The organism is Kibdelosporangium aridum, assembly GCF_900176515.1.
GTDB lineage: Bacteria > Actinomycetota > Actinomycetes > Mycobacteriales > Pseudonocardiaceae > Kibdelosporangium > Kibdelosporangium aridum.
This window is the reverse complement of record NZ_FWXV01000007.1, coordinates 459,990-481,588: the sequence shown is the minus strand read 5'-3', so window position 1 is coordinate 481,588 and position 21,599 is coordinate 459,990. Positions and strand designations below refer to the sequence as shown.

The following is a 21,599-nucleotide window of genomic DNA, read 5'->3' as shown; positions in this document are numbered from 1 at the left end:
ACAGCCAGGGGACGTGGCTGTGGTCACTTCGTATGCACGGGCAAGGCCTCAAGACCGCGCATCAAGGTGCTGGTCCGCCAGGTGAGCGTGTCGGGATCGGTGGCGAGGCGCAAGTCGGGGAACCGGTCGAGCAGCTTGCCGATCGCGATCCGTCCCTCAAGCCGGGCGAGCGGGGCACCCAGGCAGTGATGGATGCCGTGGCCGAACGCGACGTGCCCGCCAGCGGACCGTGAGATGTCGAGTGCGTCCGGCTCCTCGAACCGCCGCTCGTCGCGGTTGGCCGCCAGCAGGGAGACCAGCACGAACTCGTTCGCCGGGATCACCACGCCACCGATCTCGACGTCCTCGACGGTGAACCGCATCGTGCCGGTGTGCAGTGGGCCTTCGTAGCGCAGCAGCTCCTCGACGGCGTCCGGCAGCAGCGACGGATCCGCCTTCAGCGCCTTGAGCTGCTCGGGCGCGCGCAGCAGCGCCAGTGTGCCGTTGGCGATCAGGTTCACGGTCGTGTCATGTCCGGCGATCAGCAGCAGGATGGCCATCGAGAGCAGCTCCTGCTTGGTCAGCCGCGTGCCGTCGTCGGACACCGCGATCAAATCGGACAGCAGATCCTCGGTCGGCGCTTCGCGTTTCCGTTCGATCAGATCGGCGAGGTAGTCGCTCATTGCCTGGGAAGCGCCGACCAGATCGCGCCGCGGATCGGATGCCACGATCACGTGCGTCCAGTCCCGGAACGCGTCCCTGTCCGCGACGGGGACGCCGAGCAGCTCACAGATCACTGTCATCGGCAACGGCAGCGCGTAGGCCTCGAGCAGGTCGACTTCGCCGGTCATCTGGTCGAGCAGTTCGTCGGCGATCTGCTCGATCCGGGGCTGCAACCGCGCGACAGTGCGTGTGGTGAAGGCCTTGCCGACCAACTTGCGCAACCGGGTGTGGTCCGGCGGATCGGCGTGGAGCATGTGGTTTTCCAAAGCGCGGTACGTGGGGTGCAGAACTGGTGACTGAGGCCGGAGGAACCGCTTGAACAGCTCGGTGGCGCGACGGGAGTCCTTGCGCACACGCGGATCGGTCAGCACGGCCTTGACGTCTTCGTGCCTGGTCACCAGCCACGCCCGCAGGCGGCCCGGCGTTATCACCTGCCTGACCGGCGCGGACGCCCGCAACTCGGCTTCGATCGCGTACGGGTTCTGCAGAAAGTTCTCGTCGAGCACCAACGGCTCTGTCATGACCTCCATCGTCCCGCGTTTCCGGCTCGACGGGAATGGCGAGTAGTCGTCAGTGGCCTTCGGTCAACCACTTCGAGGTATTCGGACCCGGCAAGTGCTGGGCGAATGGAAGTACTACAAGCCGTAGTAATACACTGTGCCCGGTCCACGGGTCGAGGAGAGGGATTGGCTGGATGGTCGACGTGCTCGCCACGGTACTGACCTTCGCCGCCATTGGTCTGGCGGTGTGGGGGCTGGTGCTGATAGTGCTCAACAAGCGGTTCGCGTTGAACCGCCCGTACGGTCTCGCCTTGGCGGGCGCGGTGCTGGTGCTGGAACTCGCGCTGCTCGTCCAGCTGGTCATCGGCCTGGTCAACGTGTTCACGACCGATCGCGCCGTGGACAAGTGGACGTTCATCGGCTACCTCGCCGGGCCGGTGCTGATCCTGCCGCTCGCCGCGGTCTGGGCGGCGGCCGAGCGCAGTCGTTGGGGCTCAGGCGTTCTGGTGATCGGGTGCCTGACCATTCCGGTGCTGATCGTCCGGTTGCGACAGATCTGGGACGGCCATGGCTGATCTTCGTGAAGCCACGCGGTCCGGGCCTGGGCGGCTGTTGATCGCGGTGTACGCGATCTTCGTGATCGCCGCGACGGCCCGGTCCGCGGTCCAGATCGCGTCTCGGTTCGAGCGGGCGCCGTTGGCGTACGTGCTGTCCGCCGTGGCGGCCGTGATCTACATCGTCGCCTTGGTGTGCCTGATCAAAGGAACCGAGACGTCCCGGCGGATCGCCACGATCTCGTGCGTGGTCGAGCTGATCGGTGTTGTCGTGGTGGGAACGGTCAGTCTGTTCGCGCCACAGCTGTTCCCGGACGCGACCGTGTGGTCGTTCTACGGGCGTGGCTACGGCTTCGTACCGGTCGTCCTGCCGATTCTCGGGCTGTGGTGGATCAGGGTGTCAGCGGCGCGCTTGGGCTAGCGGAACCTTTCGCAGTTCTCGCAGGCGCCACCACGCACCCACACCGCTGATCAGGCCTTGCACCGCGATGATGTACGGCGCGTTGGCCGTGCCGCCGAGGTCGTGGTCCATCAGGTGGTTGCCCGCGTGCATCAGGCAGATCGCGGTGAACCCGGTGAGCAGGACGAAGATCGAGTCCCGTTGGGCCAAGGACAGGAACAGGGCGATCGCGAGTCCAATGTGGAACACGCCCATGTCGTGCAGGAAATGCACGTGGACAGGGAAGGCCACGTAGTCGGCGAAGCTGTCCGGCCACGCCCACATCCAGATGCCGAGCACGGCGAGGCTTGCCGCGGTGATCACCACTGCTGCCCTGACTGCGATTGTCATGGTGTTCCCTTCCTGAGCAAGGCGAGTTTCTCCGGTGCCCCGCACTCTGGACACACGGCCGCGTCGACGGTCAGCGGCAGCACGAAGGGCTGCGAGCTGTGCTTCGTCGCTCATGCCCTCAAGACGAGACAACCCTCTCGGGTGTGACATCCCCGATGTCACACGGCGCGGCGGAAATTCGTCCAGGAGGCATGACCAAGCACAAAGTTGTTGTCCTCGGCGCCGGGTACTCGGGTGTGATGGCCGCACTGCGCGCCGCTGACCAGGCAGATGTCACGTTGATCGCACCCAGTGCCAGCTTCACCGAGCGGGTCCGCGAGCACGAACTCGCGGCCGGGCGCCCCAGCATCGCCCACCCGCTGTCGAGCTTCATCCAGAAGAAGCCGGTGACGTCCGTCGCGGCCCGGGCTACGCGAATAGATCCGGACCAACAACAGATCCATACCGACGACGGCGGCCTGTACAGCTATGACTTCCTCGTCTACGCGTTGGGCAGCCATACCGCGAGCGTCCCGGCGGATGGCCGCGTGTTCACCGCTGAGAACGCCGGCTACCTGCGTAAGCGCCTCGACGACGGCCCGGGCACGCTGACTGTGGTCGGCGGCGGCGCGACCGGCGTCGAGATCGCCACCGAACTGGCCTCGCGGGGACAGGACTGGAAGGTCCGCATGGTGACGGCGGGCGAGATCGGGCAGATGTGGTCGCCGCGAGCCCGTGACTACGTCCGTTCCGTGTTCACCGACATGGGGATCGACCTGGTGGAAGGGCGGAAAGCCGATCCTGACGACATCGACAGTGACGTGGTCGTGTGGGCAGCGTCCCTGACGCCGAACATCCAGCTGGCGGCCGACACAGGCATCACCCTGAACAACCGTGGCCGGATCGCGGTCGACGACACCCTGCGGTCAGTGTCACATCCGAACATCTATGCCGTCGGCGACGCCGCCGGTGACTTGCGGATGGCTTGTGCCGTCGCACTTCCGATGGGAAAGCGAGCAGGCAAGAACATCGCACGGCAACTGCGCGGCTGGGAGCCGAAGCCGTTGTCGTTCCGGTACTACCTGCAGTGCATGAGCCTCGGCCGGGCAGACGGCCTCGTCCAGCTCGTGCACGCCGATGACGCGCCGAAGCAGAAGATCTTCACGGGCAAGCGCGCGGCCTTCGTGAAGGAACAGATCGTCCGCTCCACTGTGCGCTGGCTCCGTCAGGCCGGACGATGACACGGTGGGCTTCCGCCGCCGGCTCCGCTACCGAGATGCCGAATCGATGTGGCAGCGGAGCCGACCCCCAGTAACTTCTACTTCCTCGAGAAAGAAGTAAAAGTCTGTCCCGTGTGGCGGTTGGCCATGGTCAACTATGCCGGGCCGACCAGAGATAAACCTTGTGGGCACCTTGAATCAGCAGGTCACCGCGGATTTCAGGACACGGCTGAGCTCCGTCGTCTCCGGTGCGCCGATCTCGGTGAAGATCTCCAATGCCCGCTGCCAATGGGGCACGGCGGCCGCGCTGCCCTGCGCCGCCTGCGTGATCAGGCCGCGCACGTGCAGCGCTCGTGCCTCGAACAGGCGCTGGCCGCCCTGCACGACCAGTTTCAACGCGTGCTCGATGTGCCGGTCCGCCTGGCTGAGATCGCCCATGGCCAGGCAGTTCGCCGCGAGTTCGGTCAGTGCGGGCGCCTCGAGCACGCGCATGCTCGTCTCGTACATGGCGTCCAGTGCCGCACGGGCGAAGCCCATGGCGGTGGTGGTCTCGCCGAGGTGCCGGTGGGCGATCGACAGTCCAATGAGGATGGACGCTTCGCCGTAGCGGAAGCTGATCGCCCTCGACAAAGCCAACGCGGCGGTGTAACCCTCGATACTTTCCGCCAGCCTGCCGAGCCTGCGCTGCACCGTGGCAGTGATCTCCAGCGCGCCCGCCTCGTACCGGCGTTCGCCGATCTGGCGGCTGACCACGAGCGCCTCGTAGGCATGGGATTTCGCTTCGAGGTAACGCCCAAGGTCGCAGTACGTCTCCGCGAGGCACACCAGCGCGTTTCCGGCGAGGTAGTGGATTTCCTTCTCGCGCGCGATGTCCACGCACTGCTTGTGGCAGTTGGCGGCTTCGGTCAGCCGCCCGGCCGTCCAATGCGCCAGGCCGAGCCCGTTCAGCACGTAGATGGTCGCGCCCTGGTCACCGAGTTTCTCAAAGATGGAAAGCGACTCAGTGTGTTTGGCGACCGCTTCTTCGACATGGCCGAGGGACAGCTCCGCCACCCCGATGTAGTTGATCGCACGAGCGCGCAGCACCTCGCTGCCCGCCTGCTCGGCGAGCGCCAATTCGCTTTCGTGGCAACGTATGGCATCGCGCGGCTGGCCGAGTTGGGCGTGGACGCGGCCGAGGTGGTGCACCGCGTCGGCTTCGGCGAGCGGATCACCGATCGCCTTGGCGACGTCCCGTGCCCTCGTGTGCTTGGCGATGGCCTGCTGGTAGTCGCTCAAGTTGTACGAGATCAGGCCGCTCATCGTGAGGACCCCGGCTTCCGCGCGCTGATCACCCGCGCGTCGTGCGGCGGCCAGTGCGGCTTCGCACATCGCCAAACCGTCTGCCGCGTGCCCGCGGCTCATGAAGTACTGCCGCAGCGCCAGCGTGATCTCTGTGGCGTAGTGGCATGTCCCGGTGTCGCTCGCCGCGCTGCCGACCACGGCGACCAGGTTCGCGCGTTCGTCGTCCAGCCAACGAACGGATGCGTCCTTGATGGCACTCAAGTAGAAGCCCAGCAACCGGTGGTCACACGCGGTCAGATCGTCGGTCGTCTCGGCCCGTGCCTGATCCGCGGCGTAGTCACGGATCAAGTCGTGGAACTGGAACCGCTCACCAGGCCGTGGGGCCACCAAGTTCGCGGCAACCAGCCGGTCGAGCGCGCGGCGGATGTCCGCCTCGGAGTCGTCACCGGCGATCGCGCATGCGACCGGCACGGTGAAGTCCGCCCCGGGAACACGGCCCAGCAACCGGAACAACCTCCGTGCCGGCCCGTCGAGTGCCTGATAGGACAGGTGGAACGTGGACCGGACGGCGACGGACGGATCACCGTCGATGGTCAGTTCCGCCAGCCGGTCCGCGCGCAGCCGCTCGATGTAGTCCGTGATCAAGCCATGTCCGCTGCCGAGCAGGTTGGCGGCCACGATCCGCAACGCCAACGGCAGATATCCGCACAGCCGAGCCAGTTCCTCCACCGGCCCGTCGTCGACCGCGCCAAGGAACGACTTCAGCAGGGCCACTGAGTCGAGCTCGGACAACGCGTCGAGGCGCAGGACCCGAGCGTCATTGTGGACAGTCAGCGCGCGCAGGTCATCTCGGCTGGTCACCAGCGTCATCGACTGCGGATTGGGCGGCAGCAGCGCGCGAACCTGGTCGGTGCCGACCGCGTTGTCCAGTACGACAAGCATTATGCGGTCCGCGGTCAACGATCGGTAGAGTGCGACCTGTTCGTCCACTGTGGCCGGTACTTGCTGTGACGGTGTTCCGAGCGCACGCAGGAACTGGGTGAGTGCCTGCGCGGTGGAAACCGGTGCCAGGGTGTCGTATCCGCGCAGGTCAACGAAAAGCTGGCCGTCCGGGAACCGGGTCCGCACCTGATGCGCCCAGTGCACAGCCAAAGCCGTTTTGCCGACCCCGCCAGGCCCCGCGATCACGATCGTCCGTGCGTTCAGCGTGTCCAGCCGTGCCATGTCGGTTGTCCGGCCGCAGAACGTGGTCAGATCCGCGGGCAGTTGCATGGGTACGGTGTTCGCCGGCGTTGCGCTGGTGACCGCCTCCTTGCCGGTCATTTCACCGCGCAGCACGGTTTCGTGCGCTTGACGCAGCAAACTTCCAGGATTGGCGCCGAATTCGTCCGCCAGCTTGCGCCTGATCGACTCGAACGCCGCCAACGCGGCCGAATTCTGGCCGGTGTGGTGCAGTGCGAGCATCAGCGACGCCCACAGCTTCTCCCGCAACGGATACTGTGCCACCAGGCCACGAAGGTCTGGGATCAGCGTTTCGTAGTCGCCTGCTCGCAGATCCGCGGTGACTCGCAACTCCAGCGCGGTCATCTGGAGTTCCTGCAGCCGCGCCGCCTCGGCACCGAGCAGACCGTTGGTCACGCCGTCGAAGGCCGGGCCCCGCCACAACCCCAATGCCCCGCGCAGATGCGCCGCTGCCTGCTTCGGACGGTTGTGCGTGAGCATGTCGCGGGCGTTTTCGACGGCGTTCTCGAACTCGGTGAGATCAAGCCCGCCCTTGACCGTCACCCAGTACCCGGACCCGTCACCACGCAGTACGTCCGGCCCGCCTGCCTGCCGGATGGCCCGGCGCAAGGTCGAGACGTAGGTTTGGATCATCCCGCGCGCCGAGCCCGGCGGTCTCGCCCCCCACACCGTTTCGATCAACGCCGGCGTCTCCACTGTCCGGTCCGGCCGGACGAGCAGCGCCGCCAGCAGCGTCCTCGGCTTGACACCGCCGAGGGCGACCGGTTTGCCATCGACCTCCATCGTGACTGGCCCCAGTACCCGGAACCGGACCGTCGCCATTTCTCTCCTACCCCCCAGTCGTCATGGCCTCAGGGTAGAAGACGCGTGACGCTGGGGCAGGTTCTTCAGCCTCGGTTATTCTCGCCTACGAGGTCGTGGCGAGTGGGAGGTGGCATGTTCGGGCTGGGTGACCTGGAGTCCGCGGTGATGACCGTGCTGTGGGACGCAGGTGAGCCCGCCAAGGTGCGTGACGTACTGGCCACACTGGACACAGGCAGGCCGCTGGCTTACACAACCGTGATGACTGTACTGGACAACTTGCACCGCAAGGGATGGGTTCGCCGGCAGTTGGACGGCAAGGCCTACCTGTACGAGCCCGCGCTGACCCGTGCCGAGGCCGCGACCCGTGCGCTGCGGGAAGTGCTCGATTCATCCGGTGATCCGGAGGCCGTGTTGTTGCAGTTCGCCAGCACGGTGTCCGAGCGTGAAGTCGAAGTTCTGCGTTCCGGCCTGCGGAAAAAGGGTCGGCGCCGATGACCGTGGCCGCCGCGCTCCTTGCCTGTGCCGTCCTTGTTGGCTGGCTGGTGCCTGCCCGGTTGCGCCGGGTGGATTTGCGGCGACGTGACCCGTGGGTGCTGATCGTCGCCTGGTTGCTGTCCACTGTCGGGTTTTCGGCCGCGACAGTCACCGCGGTCGTGTTGTTGCTTGTTCCCAGTCATGGCAACGACTTCGTGTCCTTCTTGCATCACTGCCGGGACATCGTGCACGGCGCTCCGCCGCAGGCCGAGGCCTTTGGCGGCGCGGTTGCCGGTGGCCTGGTGCTGGCGTTGGCCGTTCGCCTTGCCGTGATCGTGGTCCGTGGTGCTCGCCGCAGGGCTCGTCGGCGTACTGAGCATCTGAGCGTTCTGCGGTTGGCCGCGCGTGGCGAACAGGGCGGGACTTTGTGGCTGGAGCACGACCAGCCGTTGGCTTTCAGCCTGTCCGGTGGAGTTGTCGTTGCCACGGAAGGGTTGTATCGGCATCTGCCTGCCGAGAGTGTCGCTGCCGTGCTTTCCCATGAACGCGCCCATGTTCGTGGACGTCACCACCTGATCGTCGCGATCGCTGAGGCAGTCCGGAAAGCCTTGCCGTTCGTGCCGCTTTTCCGTGACGCCGCAACGGCATTGCGTGACCTGGTCGAACTCGCCGCCGATGATGCCGCCGTCCGTGTCCATGGCGTTGCCGCCGTCCGCTCGGCGTTGATCTGCGTATCAGGCCAGGCGCCCGGGATCGCCTTGGCCATGGCCAGACAGGCCGTGGACGTCCGGCTCGCTCGGCTCGACTGCGGTGCCCCGCACGTCCGGCCCGTGCGACGGGCCTTGACGTGCGTGCTGACGGGCCTGACGGCCACGGCCGGTCCCTTGGCTGGCGCAGCGGTTCTGCTGCTCACCGTAGGGTTGCTGACGTGCTGAAACCCTCGTGAGCGGCGGGCCGCTCACGAGGGTGCGGTCACTTCAGCATGGCCTGCATCTCGGTGATCTCGGCCTGTTGCGCGTCGATGATCTTCTGTGCCAGCGCTTTCGCCTCAGGGCTTGAGCCCTTGCTCAGTTCGGTCTGTGACATCTGCACGGCGCCCTGGTGGTGCTCGATCATCATCTGCAGCCACATCCGATCGAACTCCGTGCCCTTCGCGGCTTCGAGGTGCGTGGTGTCCATGCCGCCGTGACCAGCCGAGCCGTGGTCCATGCCCTGCGGTGCGGCGTTCCACTTCTTGAGCATGTCCGTCAGCTGCTGGATTTCCGGGTCTTGCGCCTGCTGCACCCGGGTGGCCAGTTCGCGCACCTTCGGGTCAGTACCGCGGGACGGCACAAGCTTCGCCATGTCCACGGCCTGCTGATGATGCGGGATCATCTGCTGCGCGAACGTGACGTCCTCGGTGTTGTATCCACTCTGGACAGACGGAGTGGTCGTGGTGGTCATCGCGGAGTGGCCGCTGTCCTGAGAAGAACAACCGGCGAGGGCGAGCACGGCAGCCGCGCTCGCACCAACAAGGATTTTCCTCATGGTGTAGGGGTTCCTGTTCTGTGTACTGGGAAGTGGTGACGGCAGACGTGCCGATCACAGCCGCAGCACACAGACGCAACTGAGCAGATCGCGGCCGCTGGGCGGCCGGTCGACCCGGGAAATGTGCCGCCAGGTCCGCAACGGCGGCACCAAGGCGGTCACGGACTTGGTGAGCAGCATCGTGACAAGCAGAAACCCACCGAAAGCGCACATAACCGCCATGCACAGGTGCAGCAAGTCATGTGAGGGCTCGTCCGGATGCGGCTGGGGCATATCGGTCGTGGCCACAGTGGCCGTGTGGTGAACCTGAGCGTCGGCAGGCAGGAAGTGGTGCATCCCGATGACGCCGAAGAGCAGCAGGCACAGCAGGACCCAGCGTGGCCCGGTGGTCAGCCGCTGGGGTCCCATGCCGCCACTGTACTAGCCTGCTTAGTAGGTCATGTCGGTGCGCCCGTTCGATATCATCGGGAAGTGGGTGAGCACCGGAACACAGAGCTAGGCGACTTCCTCCGCTCCCGGCGTTCGGCGTTGACCCCCGCGCAGATCGGCATCCCCACCCACGGCGCGCCAAGGCGGGTGCCGGGCCTCAGGCGTGAAGAGGTGGCGCGGCTCGCGGGCATGAGCGTGAACTACTACACCCGGATCGAACAAGGCGAAAGCCACCAGATGTCCGATTCGGTGCTGGAAGCGATCGCCACCGCGCTGCGCCTGGATGAAACCGAACGCCTGCACCTGCTGCGTCTGGCCTGGCCGACCCAGATCGCCCGCGGGCCCCTCGGCCCGGAAACGGTCCGCGACTCACTGCGGGCCCTGTTGGACAGCGCGACGGACCAGGCGGCGTGGGTGATCGGCAGACGCGCCGATCTGCTGGCCGCGAACCGGCTCGGGTACGCGTTGCTGGGTATCGAGCCCGGTCAACGGCCCAACTTGGCGAGGCGGTTGTTCCTCGAGCAGGCAGCGCGTGACCTGTACGTGGACCTGGAGACGATCATGCACATCTCCGCGTCCAATCTGCGCATTTCGACCCGTGAGCATCCCGGTGACCCGGAACTGGCCGAGCTAGTGGCCGAGCTGTGCGTCAAAAGCCCGGATTTCGCGCGGATCTGGGCGACGCACCCGATGACCGACTGCCTGCACACGGTTCGCGAGTTCAACCACCCGCTGGTGGGCAGGCTGACGTTGAACGAGGAGACGTTCCGGCTGCCTGACGCCCCGGGGCAGCGCATGATCTTCAACGGGGCTGAGCCGGGAACGCAGTCCGCGCGGCGGCTGAAGCTCCTGGGCTCCCTGGTGTCGTCCTGATCTGGCGGTGGTGGGGCGGCGGCCCCACCACCGGGACGTTCAGCTGACCGGCTCCAGAACGAAAACCGGGATCACCCGGTCGGTCTTGGTCTGGTACACGGCGTAGTCAGGCCAGGCCTCCACGGCCCGATCCCACCACTGCTCCCGCTCAGACCCCTCCACCTCACGCGCCTCATACTCGCGCCGCTCAGCGCCGTCCTGCAGTTCCACGCGAGGGTTGACCTTCACATTCGCGTACCACTGCGGGTTCTGCGGAGCGCCGCCGAGCGAAGCCACGACGGCGTACTTGCCGTCGTGCTCGACCCGCATCAGCGGTGTCTTGCGGATCTTGCCGGACTTGGCTCCCCGCGTGGTCAGGATGATCACCGGGCGACCCTGCATGTCGCCGCCCTGCTGCCCATTCGTGTCCTCGTACAACGCGACCTGGTCGCGTGCGTAGTCGGCCGTGCTGGGCACGTACTCGCCTTCTAGTGCCATGGAAATGTCCCCTGCGTCGGACGTGCGTACTCGCCTTGCATGATCGTCCAGTGGCACCAGTTGTGCCACTCCACGTCAGGGGTACCCACGAGGACATCACATACTGAGCACCACCCGGAACCGGGCCTTACCGGACATCATGTGCTCGTATGCGGCGGGGGCGTCGGTCCACGGCCTGACCTCGTTCATCGGCAGGACGCCGTTGGCGACACTGAACGCGAGGTTGTCCTCGTTCTCGATGGAGCTGCCGGTGAGACTGCCCGCGATCGAACGCGTGCCAAAGATCAACGGCAGGGCATCCACCTGCACAGGGTCCAACGGCAGCCCAAGCACCATCATCTGACCGCGCGGACGCAGCCCACCCAACAATGGCGACATGGACGCGCCACTTGACGCGGTGGCCAGAATCGCGGCCGCACCACCCAGTTTCTGCAGCGCGGCGCCCGGATCCTCAGCGGTGGCATCCAGATAAACGTCCGCGCCCAACTGCTCGGCGAGTGCGGCTTTACCGGTGCCACGGGCAATCGCGGCAACCCGGAAGCCAAGCTTCTTGGCCTGCTGGACGGCAAGATGACCAAGACCACCGATGCCCTGCACGGCCACCAGTTCACCAGGCCGCGCATGGACCTGACGCAGCGCCGTGAACGTCGTCAGCCCAGCACACAACAGCGGTGCCGCGTCGAGTGACGTGAGGCCGTCCGGAATGCGGGCGAGCCCGCTGGCGCGCGCGTAGGCGTACTCGGCGTATCCACCGTCGACAACGGTCCCCGTGTACGGCTGATCAGTGCAGTTGACGAAGTCCCCACGTCGGCAGAAGTCACACTCACCGCACTGGCCGCCGAGAAACCCGACGCCGACACGCTCCCCGGCATGCCACTTGTGCACACCCTCGCCAACAGCGTCGATCACCCCGACAATCTCATGCCCAGGCACAACCGGCCCGGTCTGCCCAAACAGCTGGTCGACGGCGGCGACATCGGAGTGACAGACCCCGCACGCCTCGACCTTGATCCGGACATGCCCAGCGACCGGCTCAACCAAGTCTCTGTCGACCAGGCGAAATCCGCCTGCGTCGACCTCGTACGCGCCGTAGGTGGTCATGGTTGTGCTCCTGTCTTGCCTTGAATATGACCGGTCGTCTTAGATTAGTTGTACCGACTGGGTGGGCCTGTGTAAAGGTCGGCCTGAGGGAGCCCAAGTCGCGTGATGGGCGGCGTCACGTCGCTATGTGTATGTCCCATTAGGACCAATCGAGGCCTCGCCGGTGGCGCGACTGGGTTAAGCAGTCGTCCACAGGTAGTAGTATTGCGCCGATCAAGTGAAAGACGCCAAAACCGCTTGACGGACGATCATGCTGATTCCGTTGCGGTGCATGCAATTCGGTGCGGCCCTTGTGGTTTGGACCAGCGGGTTGACAAGGGCCTGTCACGGATTCGCTGTCATGGCAGGGATGTGACAGCGGGTGAGCTCCAGACTGTGCGCGCACCCGCTCGACTGGAGCGCGGCCTCTTCCGGACGGTGATCTCGCCACCGGGCGGGTGCCACATCCGGCCTTTCCTTGGAGTGTCATCGATGCCTCGACGGGTGCTATCCGCCGCGTTCGCTGTGACGGCGCTGCTGGTCAGCGGCTGTTCCGCGATCACAGGGGAGTCAAGTGATCCCGCGCCGTCCGGACCGCTGGAGAAGTCCCGGATCAACGTCGCGATCCTGCCGACAGTGGAGATCGCGCCGCTGCAACTGGCGATCCGCAGCGGGTTCTTCCGTGAGGAGGGCCTAGAGGTCAACGTCGCCATCGCGGGCAGTGGCCAGCAGACGGTCGAAGGCATGGTGAACGGCCAGTACGACATCGTCTACTCGACCTATCCGCCGCTGATCCTCGCGCATTCCAAGGGGATCGCGGACGTCAAGATCGTCGCGGGCAACTCGTACGCCGCGCCGCGCACGGCGATGCTGATGAAGAGCAAGAGTTCGCAGCTGAACGCCGCGGCGGATGTGGCTGGCAAGAAGGTCGCGGTCACCGCGAAGGGCACGTTGGCCGAGCTCATGGTCCGCTCGGCGATCGCCACGCAGAACGTCGACCACAAGAGCGTCACGTTCGTGGAGATGCCGTTCCCCGACATGCCGACCGCGCTGGACGAGGGCAGGGTTGACGCCGCCATGATGGTCGAGCCGTTCGTCACGGCGGCCGAGCGTTCGGTTGGTGCCAGTCCGTTGCTGGATCTGGCCAGTGGCCCGTTGAGCGACTTGCCCTTCACGGGTTTCGGCGCCACGAGCACGTTCGTCAACGCGCACCCGAAGACTGTCGAGGCTTTCCAACGCGGGCTTGGCAGGGCGACCGACGCGTCGAGTGACCGCACGAAGATCGAGCCGCTGCTGCCGGAGTTCGCCAAGATCGACAAGGATGTCGCGGCGCTGACCCGGCTGCCGGTGTTCCGGGCGAACCTCGACCCGATCCCGATCCAGCGCATCGTCAAGCTGATGACCGACTTCGGGCTGCTCAAGGAATCCGTTGACGTCACTCCGTTGCTGCTGAAGCCGCCGCCCGCGCGAACGCAGACGACGGCCACGACACAGCGTTGACGTCAGAGCCGGTTGGCTCCGGTCAGCAAAGGCGAGTAGGCCGGGACGATCGTGGGCAGCGGAGGATTCAGCGTGCTGAACTCCGCTGCGGCGTGCACGATCTTCCCGTCGACCATGGTGAGCACCGACTCGATCCCCGGGATCCGGGAGTCCGGCACGGTGAAGTAGTCCTCCGTGAGCACCGCGAGGTCGGCGAGCGCGCCAGGGCGGAGCGTCCCCTTGCGATCGTCCTCACGGGACAGGCTTGCGCTTCCCTGAGTGAGCAGGCGAAGCGCTTCCGTGCGGTCCAATGTGTTGTCTGAACGGTAGAGCCGCGTGCCGCCAACCGTGTGCCCAGTGGTGATCCAGTACAGCGCGATCCAGACGTTGTCGCTGGCGACGCGAGTGGCGTCAGTGCCAAGGCCGACCGGGACCCCGCTGCGCAACAGGCGGCGAACCGGGGGAGTGTGCGTCGCGGCCCGTGTGCCGTACCGTTGCTGGAAAGTCTCGCCCTGGAACGCCATCCGGTCCTGGATGGCGACGGTTCCGCCGAGCTTGGCGATCCGGTCGATGGTCGCCGCGGTCACGGTCTCCGCGTGATCGAGGATGAACGGCGCCTTCGGGCCGCTCGGGCCGTAAACCTGTTCGATGCCGTTCAGTAGCCGGTTGACCGACTCGTCGTACGTGGCGTGCAGCCGGAACGGCCACTCGTTCTCGGCGAACAGCGCGAGGATGTCCCGTAGCTGAGCGTCCATTGAGGACGGAAGGGTTGGCCGGGGCTCTTCGAAGTCCTCGAAGTCCACCGAGGTGAACAGGACGACCTCGCCCGCGCCGGACAGCTTGAGGAAGTCGTCGCCGCCGACCTTCGTACTCGCGACGAACTGCTTGTAGTCGTTGAGTTCGCCGCCACGGGTGCGCGGGAAGAGGTGGTATCCGATTCGGACGGTCAGTTGGCCTTGTGCGTGCAACTGGTTGATGACGCTGTAGCTCTCCGGGTAGAGCGTTCCGCCACCGGCGGCGTCGGTGATGCTGGTGACGCCGCGCGCGTTCAGGTGTCGCATGTAGAGCCTGGTGGACGTGGCTTGGCTCGCTGGGTCCAACGCGGGCAGTCTGGCCAGGGTGCTGTTGAGCAGCAAGGGATCCGGCTTGGCGATCAGCAGGCCGGTCGGGTTGCCCGCGGCGTCCACTTCGATCTGGCTGTTGGGCGGCGCCTGGGTGTCCTTTGTGAACCCAAGCAAGCGCACGGCAGTCTGGTTGAGCAGAGCGCGGTCGTAGAGGTGTAGCACGATCAGCGGCTTGTCCGGCACGGCCGCGTTCAGCTCGGCGAGCGTGGGCAGGCGCTTCTCACGGAACTGCCACTTGGTGAACCCGCCGATCACCCTGATCCACTGTGGCGCGGGCGTGCGGTCGGCCTGGAACTTGATCAGCCGCAACGCGTCGGCCACCGAGGTCACGCCGGCCAGCGACAGTTCGGCGGTGTACGTGAGACCTTCCCTGATCAGATGGGTGTGCGAGTCGTTGAGACCGGGGATCACGCGCCGTCCGCGCAGGTCGATCACCTTGGTATTCGGGCCGGCGAACCTGCGGATCTCATAATTGGTGCCGGTGGCGAGAATTCGCCCGGCACGCACGGCCAGGCCGGTCGCCACCGGTTTCCTGGGGTCCAACGTGGTGATCCGACCGTTGACGAACACGACATCGGCAGGTTGAGCCGTCGCCGGTGCCGCTGCCGCGGTCCGGGACATCGCCAGCTGGGCGCTTGTCGCGACCACGCCCGCGCCGGCCAGTGCGGTCAGCGCGCCGCGCCGGGAAAGTAGCTGCTCGGATGGCTTTTCGTCGGTCATTTCACGTCGTCCCTCTTTGGCGTTCGTCGCTAACTGACAAGCAATCAACAGGTATCACTATACCTGTATAGATTGCTACTGTCATGTCCGGCGACTTTGGCGAATTGTGGATATGGGTGTACGCGACGGCCGGACGGGTAGTTAGGATTGATCACATGGCAGAAGGGCGCTGGCTTAGTCCGCGCGAAGAGCACGCGTGGCGCTCGTACCTTGCCTTCAAACGGCGGCTGGACAATGCACTCGTACAGCACCTGCAGGCGGATTTCGGGCTGTCCGCCGCCGATTACCTCGTCATGGTGAACCTGGCTGAGGCGCCGGACGGCCGGATGCGCACGTACGAGCTGATCGAGGCGACGCAGTGGGAAAAGAGCAGGCTGTCACATCACCTCAAGCGGATGGAGCGGCGCCGACTGGTACGGCGCGTGCCCACTGAGAACCTCCGATCGCCCGCGTTCATGCTGACCGAGAACGGCGAGACCACGATCGCCGAGGCCGCGCCCGCACACGCTGAACGCGTCCGTCGGTTGTTCTTCGACGCAGTGGACCCGGAGTTCCTCGACCGGTTCATCGACATGTGCGAGACGGTCCAAGCCGGAATCGACCGGTACAGCATGGGCGACACCACGCCGCACGACAATCCATAGTGGACTGCTGTCAGGCCGCGCCGAGAACGATGGCGGCCACTTCGGTGACGGCGAAAACCAGCCAGCCGGCGAGAACCGCGTTGGTGATCGGGCGGCTTTGCCGCAGGGAACGTGTCCCCAGGATGGCACCGACGACCATTCCGGCGACCGCGCCCGCGGGCGGCAGCACCATCACCCACATTTGGACGGTCGCCGAGCAGATCATGGCCGACCCACTGCTGCCGCATCCCGCCGATCCCATCACCAAGACGCCGCTGAGGAACACCGCGACCAGCCCTGCCGGGATGAGCAACAACAAGCCCAGCGTCAGCCGCGCCTTCTTCGCTGTGTCCACCATGGCCGAGCAGCTTACGGGCCACATGCACGCAGATGCGTGAAGCCGACAGCGAGGCGGATCCGGCTGCCCGGGGTGGAGGTCACGTCGGCAGTCGTCACCGCCGCGGCCGGTCCAGTGGCCGTGTCCACATCCAGACGGACAGCCCCACCAAGCGGCACGACTCGGCGCAGGACACCTTCGAACACCAGGGAATCCGGTGGCGCGGGTGCGTCGTCCCCGAGCGGTGTGCACCGTTCAGGCCGGGCGACCAGCAGCACGTCGCGGCCGGTGAGAGCGGGCGGCAGATGCGTGGTGAAGCCCAGCAGGTTCGCGCAGTCCGGATCGGCCGGGGCATCCAGGACCGAGTCCGTCTTCCCGATTTGCCGGATCTCGCCGCTGACCAGCAGGGCCGTGCGTTGCGCCAGCGCGTGCGCTTCCTCGCGGTCATGGGTGACCAGCAGGACCGCCGCGCTCAGCCGATCGAGGGCGGCACGAAGGTCCGCGAGCAGATCCGTACGGGTTGTCGCGTCCAGCCCTGAGAACGGCTCATCGAGCAGCAGCACGCGCGGTGCGACGGCCAGCGCGCGGGCAATGGCCACGCGTTGTGCCTCGCCACCGGAGAGCGTTCGCGCGTGCCGTTCGGCGAGGTGTGCCACGCCCAGAGCGTCTAGCCATGGCTCGGCGCGGCGACGGGCCTCGGAACGCCCCATACCTCGCAAACGCAGGCCAGCGGCGGCGTTGTCGAGCACACTCGCGCGCTGCAGCACAGGTCGTTGCAGCACGGCGGCGACGGCATGGCGTAGCGCGGTTGTGGTCGCGGGCTGGCCGTCCAGCAGCACTGTGCCTGACGCGTGCGTCAGATGACCAAGTGCCCGCAGCAGCGTGGACTTCCCAGCGCCATTAGGCCCGAGCACGGCCAGGGTCTCGCCGTCGGCGATATCGAGCGCCGGGACCGTGACGAGCGCTCGCCCGTCTACGGTCACCCGCAGCTCACGACAGCCGATGCTCACCGGGCCGCCGTTTGACGGTGCTGCGCCAACGTGACCGCGAGGTTGACCGCGAACGCGATAGCCAGCAGTACCAAGCCGAACGCGATGGCCAGGGCGAACTGGCCACGGCTCGTGGCCAGCACCGCGGCCGTGGTGAGCACACGGGTCTCGCCCGCGAGGTTGCCGCCAACCATCTGCGCGGCCCCGACTTCGCTGACCACGGCACCGAACCCGGCCATGCCCGCCGCGAGCAACGGAAGCTTGGCCTCCAGCAGCAACGCGCCGAAAGCACGGGCCCGCGTCGCGCCGAGCCCGCGCATCTGCAGCACGAAATCCGGGTCAACCTGCTGCAACGCCGCAGCGGTCAACGCGATCACGACAGGAGTCGCGATGCCCGCCTGAGCGATCACCATGGCCGTCGGCGTGTACAGCAGACCGAACGTCCCCAACGGACCGCTGCGCCACAACAGCACAGTCACGAACAAACCGACCACAACGGGCGGCAAGCCCATACCCGTGTTGGCGACCGCGAGCAGCACGCGTCGCCCACGGAAGCGACCGAGCGCGAGCACAGCACCCAACGGGACACCGATCACCAACGCGATGAGCGTCGCGGTGATCGACACACGCAAGGTCAGCCCGGTGATCGCCCACGTGTCCTGGTCTCCGGTCAGCAGCAACCGAAGCGCTTCGATCAGACCGTCGCCCAGTACGTCCATTCAGCTGCCCAACGTGGCTTCGTCTTTGCCCGCGTCCGGCACGAAGAGCTTGCCGTCACCGAAGTCCCCGATCATCTGCTGGGCCTTGGCACCGACCATCCAGTCGGCGAACGCCTTCGCGCCGTCGGGCTGTACCCGCTCGCCGGCCTTCTTGGTCATCTCGATGACGTGGTAGATGTTCAGCAGGGCCTTGTCACCCTCGTTGAGCACATCGAGCGCGGGTTTCTGCGTCAGATACGTGGCCCGATCGGTCAGCGTGTACGCCGACGTCTCGGCCGCCACCCGCAATGTGGCACCCATGCCCTGCCCGGTCGAGCGGTACCAGCTACCGGCCGGCTTGATCCCAGCTTGTTGCCACAGCTGCTTTTCCCGCGCGTGCGTGCCGGAATCGTCTCCACGGGACACAAAACCGGCGCTGCCGGATGCGATCTTCTTCATCGCCTCGACCGCGGGCACGCCCTTGATCCCCGCCGGATCAGCCGAGGGGCCGACCAGGACGAAGTCGTTGTGCATCACCAGGCGCCGTTGCCCGGCACTGCCTTCCGCCACGAACTTGACTTCAGCTTCCGGCGAGTGCACAAGCAATGCGTCCGCCTCGCCCCGCCTGCCCAGCTCGAGCGCCTGCCCGCTGCCGACAGCCAACGGTTTCACGCGCCAGCCAGTGTCCTTTGTGAACGCGGGCAGCAGCTCGTCGAGCAGGCCGGAGTCCTGGGTGCTCGTCGTGGTGGCGAGGATGAGCTCCCTGTCGGCCGAGGGCGCGGCTGCCTGGTCAGTCCCGCACCCGGCGACCATGACAAGAGCGGCTACGGCAGCCAGCACGTGTCGAATCATGGAGACGAGCATCGCATGCCGGTGTGTACGGTATGCAACCTAGCGGCGCAGCACCCGTCGGGCGAGGCGGTTGCCGGCGAACTGGGCGACCTGGACCAGCACGATGATGATCAAGACCGCCACGGCCGTGACGCCCCAGTTGAAGCGCTGATACCCGTAGACGATGGCGAAGTCGCCCAAGCCACCGCCGCCGATGGCGCCCGCGACCGCCGACATGTCCACTACGGCCACGAACACGAACGTGTACCCCAGGATCAGTGGTCCCAAGGCTTCCGGCACCAGCAGCGTCGTGATGATCCGCCATGGGCTCGCGCCCATCGCGCGGGCCGCTTCGATCACGCCTGGGTCGATCGTGACCAGGTTCTGTTCGACGATACGGGAGATGCCGAAGGTGGCCGCGGCGATCAGCGCGAACGTGGCCGCGCCGGTACCCAGCTGGGTGCCGACCACCGCGATGGTGACCGGGCCGATGGCCGTGATGAAGATGATGAACGGGATCGGCCGGACGATGTTCACCGCCACGTTCAGCACCGTGTGCACCGGGCGGCTCGCCAGAATTCCGCCCTGGCGGGTGCTGTAGAGCGCGATGCCCAGCAGCAGGCCGAGGAACCCGCCGACCACCATCGTGGCCGCGACCATCCAGAGGGTCTGGCCGACCGCGTCAAGCAGGATCGGCCGCAAGGTGTCCCAGTTCGTGCCCATCAGGCCAGTTCCTCCACGTCTGTGGTGGTCCGCAGGTCCGCGATCAGCTTGTCCACGGCCGCGTCCGCGCCGATCAGCTCGAGCGTCAGGCTGCCGAACGACGTGCTGCCGAGCTCCTTCACGCCACCGTGCACCACCTCGAACCGCACGTCGTAGCGGCTGATCGCCTCCGACAGCACCGGGCCGATCCGCCGGTCGTCGCTCACCCGCGCGATCACCAGACGCCCGGGGTGCCGTTCCCGGATCCGTGCCAGGTCGGCTGAGTCGGGACGGGCCCGCAGCACGGTCTCGACGAAGGTCTTCGTCGTCGGTTCCCGTGGCGCGGCGAACACGTCACGCACCGGGCCGTGCTCGATCACCTTGCCGTCCTTGAGCACGGCGACGCGGTCGGCGATCTCGCGTACGACCTCCATTTCGTGCGTGATCACGACGATCGTCACGCCGAACTCGCTGTTGACCCGCTTGAGCAGGCGCAGGACCTCACCGGTCGTCTCCGGGTCCAGCGCGCTGGTGGACTCGTCGGCCAACAGGATCTTCGGGTTGGTCGCCAGCGCACGCGCGATGCCCACGCGCTGCTTCTGCCCGCCCGACAGCTGATCCGGGTACTGCCAGGCCTTGTCGGCGATCCCGACGAACTTCAGCAGCTCGGTGACCCGGCGTTCCCGGTCGGCTTTCGCCCATCCGGCGACTTTCAGCGGATACGCGACGTTGCCGAAGACCGTGCGCGAGCGCATCAGGTTGAACTGCTGGAACACCATGCCGATGCCCAGCCGGACGTCCCGCAGCCGCCGCTCGGACAGGGTGGTGATGTCCACGCCGTGCACGAGGACCGAGCCGGACGTGGCCCGCTCCAAGGCGTTGATCAACCGGACCAGTGTGCTCTTGCCTGCGCCGGAGTGGCCGATGACCGCGTAGATCTCGCCGGTGTCGATGCTCAGATCGACACCGGCGAGCGCGGTCACGTCGCCGAACTTCTTGCCGGCGCCCCGGAATTCGATGATCGGCCCAGCGGAATCGATGCCGCTCACGAGCGGCTGGCGCGGATCGTGCCGGCAAGCCGGGCGGTGATCGCGGTCAGGTCGGCCGCCGGACGGTCGACGAGCACGGCGGTGTTCTTCGACTCGGCCTTGACCTTGTCGGCCACGCGCGGGTCCTTGTAGATCTGCGCGACCTTGGCGTAGACCGCGTTGTCCTTGTCGGCAGCGCGGGCGACGATCGCGTTGATGTAAGGCTCGGCCGAGGGATCGGCCGGGTTGTCAGCGAACAGCGCCGTCGACGGGTCCAGACCACCGTTGAGCGCGAAGTTGTTGTTGACGATCGAACCGTCCACAGAGGGCAGTGAGGCGACGGTCTGCGCGGCGTCGACCGGAGTCACCGTGACCTTGGACCGGTCCTTGTCGATCTCTGCGGGCGTGGACAGCACGTTGCCGCCGCCTTTGAGCACGATCAGGTTCGCCTTCTGCAGCACCAGCAACGCTCGCGCCTGGTTGGTCGGGTCGTTCGGAATCGCGATCGTGCCGCCGGCGGGGATGTCCGCGACTGCTGTGTGCTTACGCGAGTACAGCGACAGCGGGACGACGTAGGTCGACGCGATCGGCGTCAGCGTGTCGTTGTTCGCCACGTTGTAGTTGGTCAGGAACAGCAAGTGCTGGAACAGGTTCAGGTCGATCCGGCTCTGCGACAACGCCGGGTTGGCCTGCGTGTAGTCACTGAAGCTGACCACCTGCAAGTCGATGTTCTGCTGTGCGGCCAGATCACGGAAGGTGCTCCAGTACTCGGCGCCCGCTTCGGTGGTGCCGATCCGGACCGTGGTGCGGCCGTCGGCCGTACTGTCGGATCCGCGTGTGGCGAACAGCACGACCACTGCGGCGATCGCGACGACCACCACGACGGCGATGCCGATCAGCAGGCCCCGGTTGCGCTTGGGCTTCTCCGGGAGCCCGGACAGTGTGTTCTCCTGCTCGGCCATGACTGCCTTTCCCCTGGTGTGAAGATCGGCTGCCACTGTCCCAACCGGGGAACGCGGAACCAAATCGTTCCACGGTTCGGACAGGATGAGCGGAAATTGGCATTCCCCAGCGGTTTCTGCTAGAGAGTTCTATGTGGACAGCTGTGGTGCCGGTCACGGGGGAGCTACGAT

At 66.3% G+C, this 21,599-nt stretch carries 23 protein-coding genes; 8 read left to right on the top strand and 15 right to left on the bottom strand.

What is annotated here, in order from left to right; genetic code table 11:
* Positions 1–23: 23 nt before the first annotated feature.
* Entirely contained in the window at positions 24–1,223 is a 1,200-nt protein-coding gene (locus tag B9C43_RS35790; RefSeq protein ID WP_200825830.1) for a cytochrome P450 family protein, read from the bottom strand.
* 173 nt (positions 1,224–1,396) lie between these two features.
* On the opposite strand from B9C43_RS35790, the gene B9C43_RS35785 reads away from it, so the two are divergent.
* Together B9C43_RS35785 and B9C43_RS35780 are read left to right on the top strand one after the other, a co-directional pair.
* Positions 1,397–1,777, top strand: coding sequence for a hypothetical protein (locus B9C43_RS35785; protein WP_084431123.1), 381 nt, complete (start codon positions 1,397–1,399; stop codon positions 1,775–1,777).
* Entirely contained in the window at positions 1,770–2,177 is a 408-nt protein-coding gene (locus tag B9C43_RS35780) for a hypothetical protein (protein ID WP_084431122.1), read from the top strand. The genes B9C43_RS35785 and B9C43_RS35780 overlap by 8 nt, the downstream gene beginning before the upstream one ends.
* Here the strand turns inward: B9C43_RS35780 and B9C43_RS35775 are convergent.
* Positions 2,157–2,546 carry a hypothetical protein gene (locus tag B9C43_RS35775; RefSeq protein ID WP_143446823.1) on the bottom strand — a complete coding sequence of 130 codons (390 nt, stop codon included), beginning with the start codon at positions 2,544–2,546 and terminating at the stop codon, positions 2,157–2,159. The genes B9C43_RS35780 and B9C43_RS35775 overlap by 21 nt on opposite strands.
* Positions 2,547–2,737: 191 nt before the next feature.
* Here B9C43_RS35775 and B9C43_RS35770 point away from each other — a divergent pair, with 191 nt between their 5' ends.
* Positions 2,738–3,766, top strand: coding sequence for an NAD(P)/FAD-dependent oxidoreductase (locus tag B9C43_RS35770; RefSeq protein WP_084431120.1), 1,029 nt, complete (start codon positions 2,738–2,740; stop codon positions 3,764–3,766).
* Between the two features lie 177 nt (positions 3,767–3,943).
* Here B9C43_RS35770 and B9C43_RS35765 read toward each other — a convergent pair whose 3' ends face one another.
* A complete protein-coding gene (locus tag B9C43_RS35765; RefSeq protein WP_084431119.1) occupies positions 3,944–7,093 on the bottom strand; it encodes an AfsR/SARP family transcriptional regulator in 3,150 nt (1,049 codons plus the stop codon).
* Between the two features lie 114 nt (positions 7,094–7,207).
* Between B9C43_RS35765 and B9C43_RS35760 the strand changes: the two genes are divergently transcribed.
* Together B9C43_RS35760 and B9C43_RS35755 are read left to right on the top strand one after the other, a co-directional pair.
* Positions 7,208–7,570, top strand: coding sequence for a BlaI/MecI/CopY family transcriptional regulator (locus tag B9C43_RS35760; RefSeq protein ID WP_084431118.1), 363 nt, complete (start codon positions 7,208–7,210; stop codon positions 7,568–7,570).
* Positions 7,567–8,484, top strand: coding sequence for a M56 family metallopeptidase (locus B9C43_RS35755; protein WP_084431117.1), 918 nt, complete (start codon positions 7,567–7,569; stop codon positions 8,482–8,484). The genes B9C43_RS35760 and B9C43_RS35755 overlap by 4 nt, the downstream gene beginning before the upstream one ends.
* 37 nt (positions 8,485–8,521) lie before the next feature.
* On the opposite strand, the gene B9C43_RS35750 is transcribed toward B9C43_RS35755, so the two are convergent.
* Entirely contained in the window at positions 8,522–9,076 is a 555-nt protein-coding gene (locus B9C43_RS35750; RefSeq protein ID WP_084431116.1) for a DUF305 domain-containing protein, read from the bottom strand.
* 54 nt (positions 9,077–9,130) lie between these two features.
* Positions 9,131–9,484, bottom strand: a complete 354-nt coding sequence (locus tag B9C43_RS57770; RefSeq protein ID WP_051896786.1) for a hypothetical protein — start codon at positions 9,482–9,484, stop codon at positions 9,131–9,133.
* Positions 9,485–9,547: 63 nt separating this feature from the next.
* On the opposite strand from B9C43_RS57770, the gene B9C43_RS35745 reads away from it, so the two are divergent.
* Complete coding sequence (locus B9C43_RS35745) at positions 9,548–10,378, top strand: helix-turn-helix transcriptional regulator (RefSeq protein ID WP_200825829.1); 831 nt, start codon at positions 9,548–9,550, stop codon at positions 10,376–10,378.
* A 39-nt stretch (positions 10,379–10,417) separates the two neighbouring features.
* Here B9C43_RS35745 and B9C43_RS35740 read toward each other — a convergent pair whose 3' ends face one another.
* Both B9C43_RS35740 and B9C43_RS35735 read right to left on the bottom strand, forming a co-directional pair.
* A complete protein-coding gene (locus B9C43_RS35740) occupies positions 10,418–10,855 on the bottom strand; it encodes a nitroreductase family deazaflavin-dependent oxidoreductase (RefSeq protein WP_084431114.1) in 438 nt (145 codons plus the stop codon).
* A 96-nt stretch (positions 10,856–10,951) separates the two neighbouring features.
* Positions 10,952–11,956 (bottom strand): alcohol dehydrogenase catalytic domain-containing protein, encoded by a 1,005-nt coding sequence (locus B9C43_RS35735; RefSeq protein ID WP_084431113.1) that lies wholly within the window; start codon positions 11,954–11,956, stop codon positions 10,952–10,954.
* 471 nt (positions 11,957–12,427) lie between these two features.
* On the opposite strand from B9C43_RS35735, the gene B9C43_RS35730 reads away from it, so the two are divergent.
* Positions 12,428–13,435 (top strand): ABC transporter substrate-binding protein, encoded by a 1,008-nt coding sequence (locus B9C43_RS35730; protein ID WP_160096913.1) that lies wholly within the window; start codon positions 12,428–12,430, stop codon positions 13,433–13,435.
* Positions 13,436–13,437: 2 nt separating this feature from the next.
* Here B9C43_RS35730 and B9C43_RS35725 read toward each other — a convergent pair whose 3' ends face one another.
* The gene (locus B9C43_RS35725) at positions 13,438–15,258 is read right to left on the bottom strand and encodes an amidohydrolase (protein WP_084431111.1); all 1,821 of its coding nucleotides are present in this window, start codon (positions 15,256–15,258) and stop codon (positions 13,438–13,440) included.
* Positions 15,259–15,413: 155 nt separating this feature from the next.
* Between B9C43_RS35725 and B9C43_RS35720 the strand changes: the two genes are divergently transcribed.
* Positions 15,414–15,902: a MarR family winged helix-turn-helix transcriptional regulator gene (locus B9C43_RS35720; RefSeq protein ID WP_084431110.1), complete on the top strand. Its 489-nt coding sequence runs from the start codon at positions 15,414–15,416 to the stop codon at positions 15,900–15,902.
* 10 nt (positions 15,903–15,912) lie between these two features.
* Here B9C43_RS35720 and B9C43_RS35715 read toward each other — a convergent pair whose 3' ends face one another.
* The 7 genes from B9C43_RS35715 to B9C43_RS35685 are packed head-to-tail and all read right to left on the bottom strand — an operon-like array spanning position 15,913 to position 21,428.
* A complete protein-coding gene (locus B9C43_RS35715) occupies positions 15,913–16,239 on the bottom strand; it encodes a hypothetical protein (protein ID WP_084431109.1) in 327 nt (108 codons plus the stop codon).
* An 11-nt stretch (positions 16,240–16,250) separates the two neighbouring features.
* Positions 16,251–17,228 (bottom strand): ABC transporter ATP-binding protein, encoded by a 978-nt coding sequence (locus B9C43_RS35710; protein WP_051896783.1) that lies wholly within the window; start codon positions 17,226–17,228, stop codon positions 16,251–16,253.
* Positions 17,225–17,926: an ABC transporter permease gene (locus B9C43_RS35705; RefSeq protein WP_033388531.1), complete on the bottom strand. Its 702-nt coding sequence runs from the start codon at positions 17,924–17,926 to the stop codon at positions 17,225–17,227. Before B9C43_RS35705 ends, B9C43_RS35710 begins: the two co-directional genes overlap by 4 nt.
* A complete protein-coding gene (locus tag B9C43_RS35700) occupies positions 17,927–18,757 on the bottom strand; it encodes an ABC transporter substrate-binding protein (protein WP_084431223.1) in 831 nt (276 codons plus the stop codon).
* A 39-nt stretch (positions 18,758–18,796) separates the two neighbouring features.
* Positions 18,797–19,459 carry a methionine ABC transporter permease gene (locus B9C43_RS35695; protein WP_084431108.1) on the bottom strand — a complete coding sequence of 221 codons (663 nt, stop codon included), beginning with the start codon at positions 19,457–19,459 and terminating at the stop codon, positions 18,797–18,799.
* Positions 19,459–20,487 (bottom strand): methionine ABC transporter ATP-binding protein, encoded by a 1,029-nt coding sequence (locus tag B9C43_RS35690; RefSeq protein WP_143446821.1) that lies wholly within the window; start codon positions 20,485–20,487, stop codon positions 19,459–19,461. The genes B9C43_RS35695 and B9C43_RS35690 overlap by 1 nt, the downstream gene beginning before the upstream one ends.
* Positions 20,484–21,428, bottom strand: coding sequence for a MetQ/NlpA family ABC transporter substrate-binding protein (locus tag B9C43_RS35685; protein ID WP_084431107.1), 945 nt, complete (start codon positions 21,426–21,428; stop codon positions 20,484–20,486). The genes B9C43_RS35690 and B9C43_RS35685 overlap by 4 nt, the downstream gene beginning before the upstream one ends.
* Positions 21,429–21,599: the final 171 nt, after the last annotated feature.

Coding starts and splice junctions, on each gene's coding strand:
- B9C43_RS35790 (WP_200825830.1), bottom strand. CDS start 1,223: ATGACAGAGCCGTTGGTGCTCGACGAGAACTTTCTGCAGAACCCGTAC.
- B9C43_RS35785 (WP_084431123.1), top strand. CDS start 1,397: ATGGTCGACGTGCTCGCCACGGTACTGACCTTCGCCGCCATTGGTCTG.
- B9C43_RS35780 (WP_084431122.1), top strand. CDS start 1,770: ATGGCTGATCTTCGTGAAGCCACGCGGTCCGGGCCTGGGCGGCTGTTG.
- B9C43_RS35775 (WP_143446823.1), bottom strand. CDS start 2,546: ATGACAATCGCAGTCAGGGCAGCAGTGGTGATCACCGCGGCAAGCCTC.
- B9C43_RS35770 (WP_084431120.1), top strand. CDS start 2,738: ATGACCAAGCACAAAGTTGTTGTCCTCGGCGCCGGGTACTCGGGTGTG.
- B9C43_RS35765 (WP_084431119.1), bottom strand. CDS start 7,093: ATGGCGACGGTCCGGTTCCGGGTACTGGGGCCAGTCACGATGGAGGTC.
- B9C43_RS35760 (WP_084431118.1), top strand. CDS start 7,208: ATGTTCGGGCTGGGTGACCTGGAGTCCGCGGTGATGACCGTGCTGTGG.
- B9C43_RS35755 (WP_084431117.1), top strand. CDS start 7,567: ATGACCGTGGCCGCCGCGCTCCTTGCCTGTGCCGTCCTTGTTGGCTGG.
- B9C43_RS35750 (WP_084431116.1), bottom strand. CDS start 9,076: ATGAGGAAAATCCTTGTTGGTGCGAGCGCGGCTGCCGTGCTCGCCCTC.
- B9C43_RS57770 (WP_051896786.1), bottom strand. CDS start 9,484: ATGGGACCCCAGCGGCTGACCACCGGGCCACGCTGGGTCCTGCTGTGC.
- B9C43_RS35740 (WP_084431114.1), bottom strand. CDS start 10,855: ATGGCACTAGAAGGCGAGTACGTGCCCAGCACGGCCGACTACGCACGC.
- B9C43_RS35735 (WP_084431113.1), bottom strand. CDS start 11,956: ATGACCACCTACGGCGCGTACGAGGTCGACGCAGGCGGATTTCGCCTG.
- B9C43_RS35730 (WP_160096913.1), top strand. CDS start 12,428: ATGCCTCGACGGGTGCTATCCGCCGCGTTCGCTGTGACGGCGCTGCTG.
- B9C43_RS35725 (WP_084431111.1), bottom strand. CDS start 15,258: ATGACCGACGAAAAGCCATCCGAGCAGCTACTTTCCCGGCGCGGCGCG.
- B9C43_RS35720 (WP_084431110.1), top strand. CDS start 15,414: ATGGCAGAAGGGCGCTGGCTTAGTCCGCGCGAAGAGCACGCGTGGCGC.
- B9C43_RS35715 (WP_084431109.1), bottom strand. CDS start 16,239: ATGGTGGACACAGCGAAGAAGGCGCGGCTGACGCTGGGCTTGTTGTTG.
- B9C43_RS35705 (WP_033388531.1), bottom strand. CDS start 17,926: ATGGACGTACTGGGCGACGGTCTGATCGAAGCGCTTCGGTTGCTGCTG.
- B9C43_RS35700 (WP_084431223.1), bottom strand. CDS start 18,757: ATGATTCGACACGTGCTGGCTGCCGTAGCCGCTCTTGTCATGGTCGCC.
- B9C43_RS35695 (WP_084431108.1), bottom strand. CDS start 19,459: ATGGGCACGAACTGGGACACCTTGCGGCCGATCCTGCTTGACGCGGTC.
- B9C43_RS35685 (WP_084431107.1), bottom strand. CDS start 21,428: ATGGCCGAGCAGGAGAACACACTGTCCGGGCTCCCGGAGAAGCCCAAG.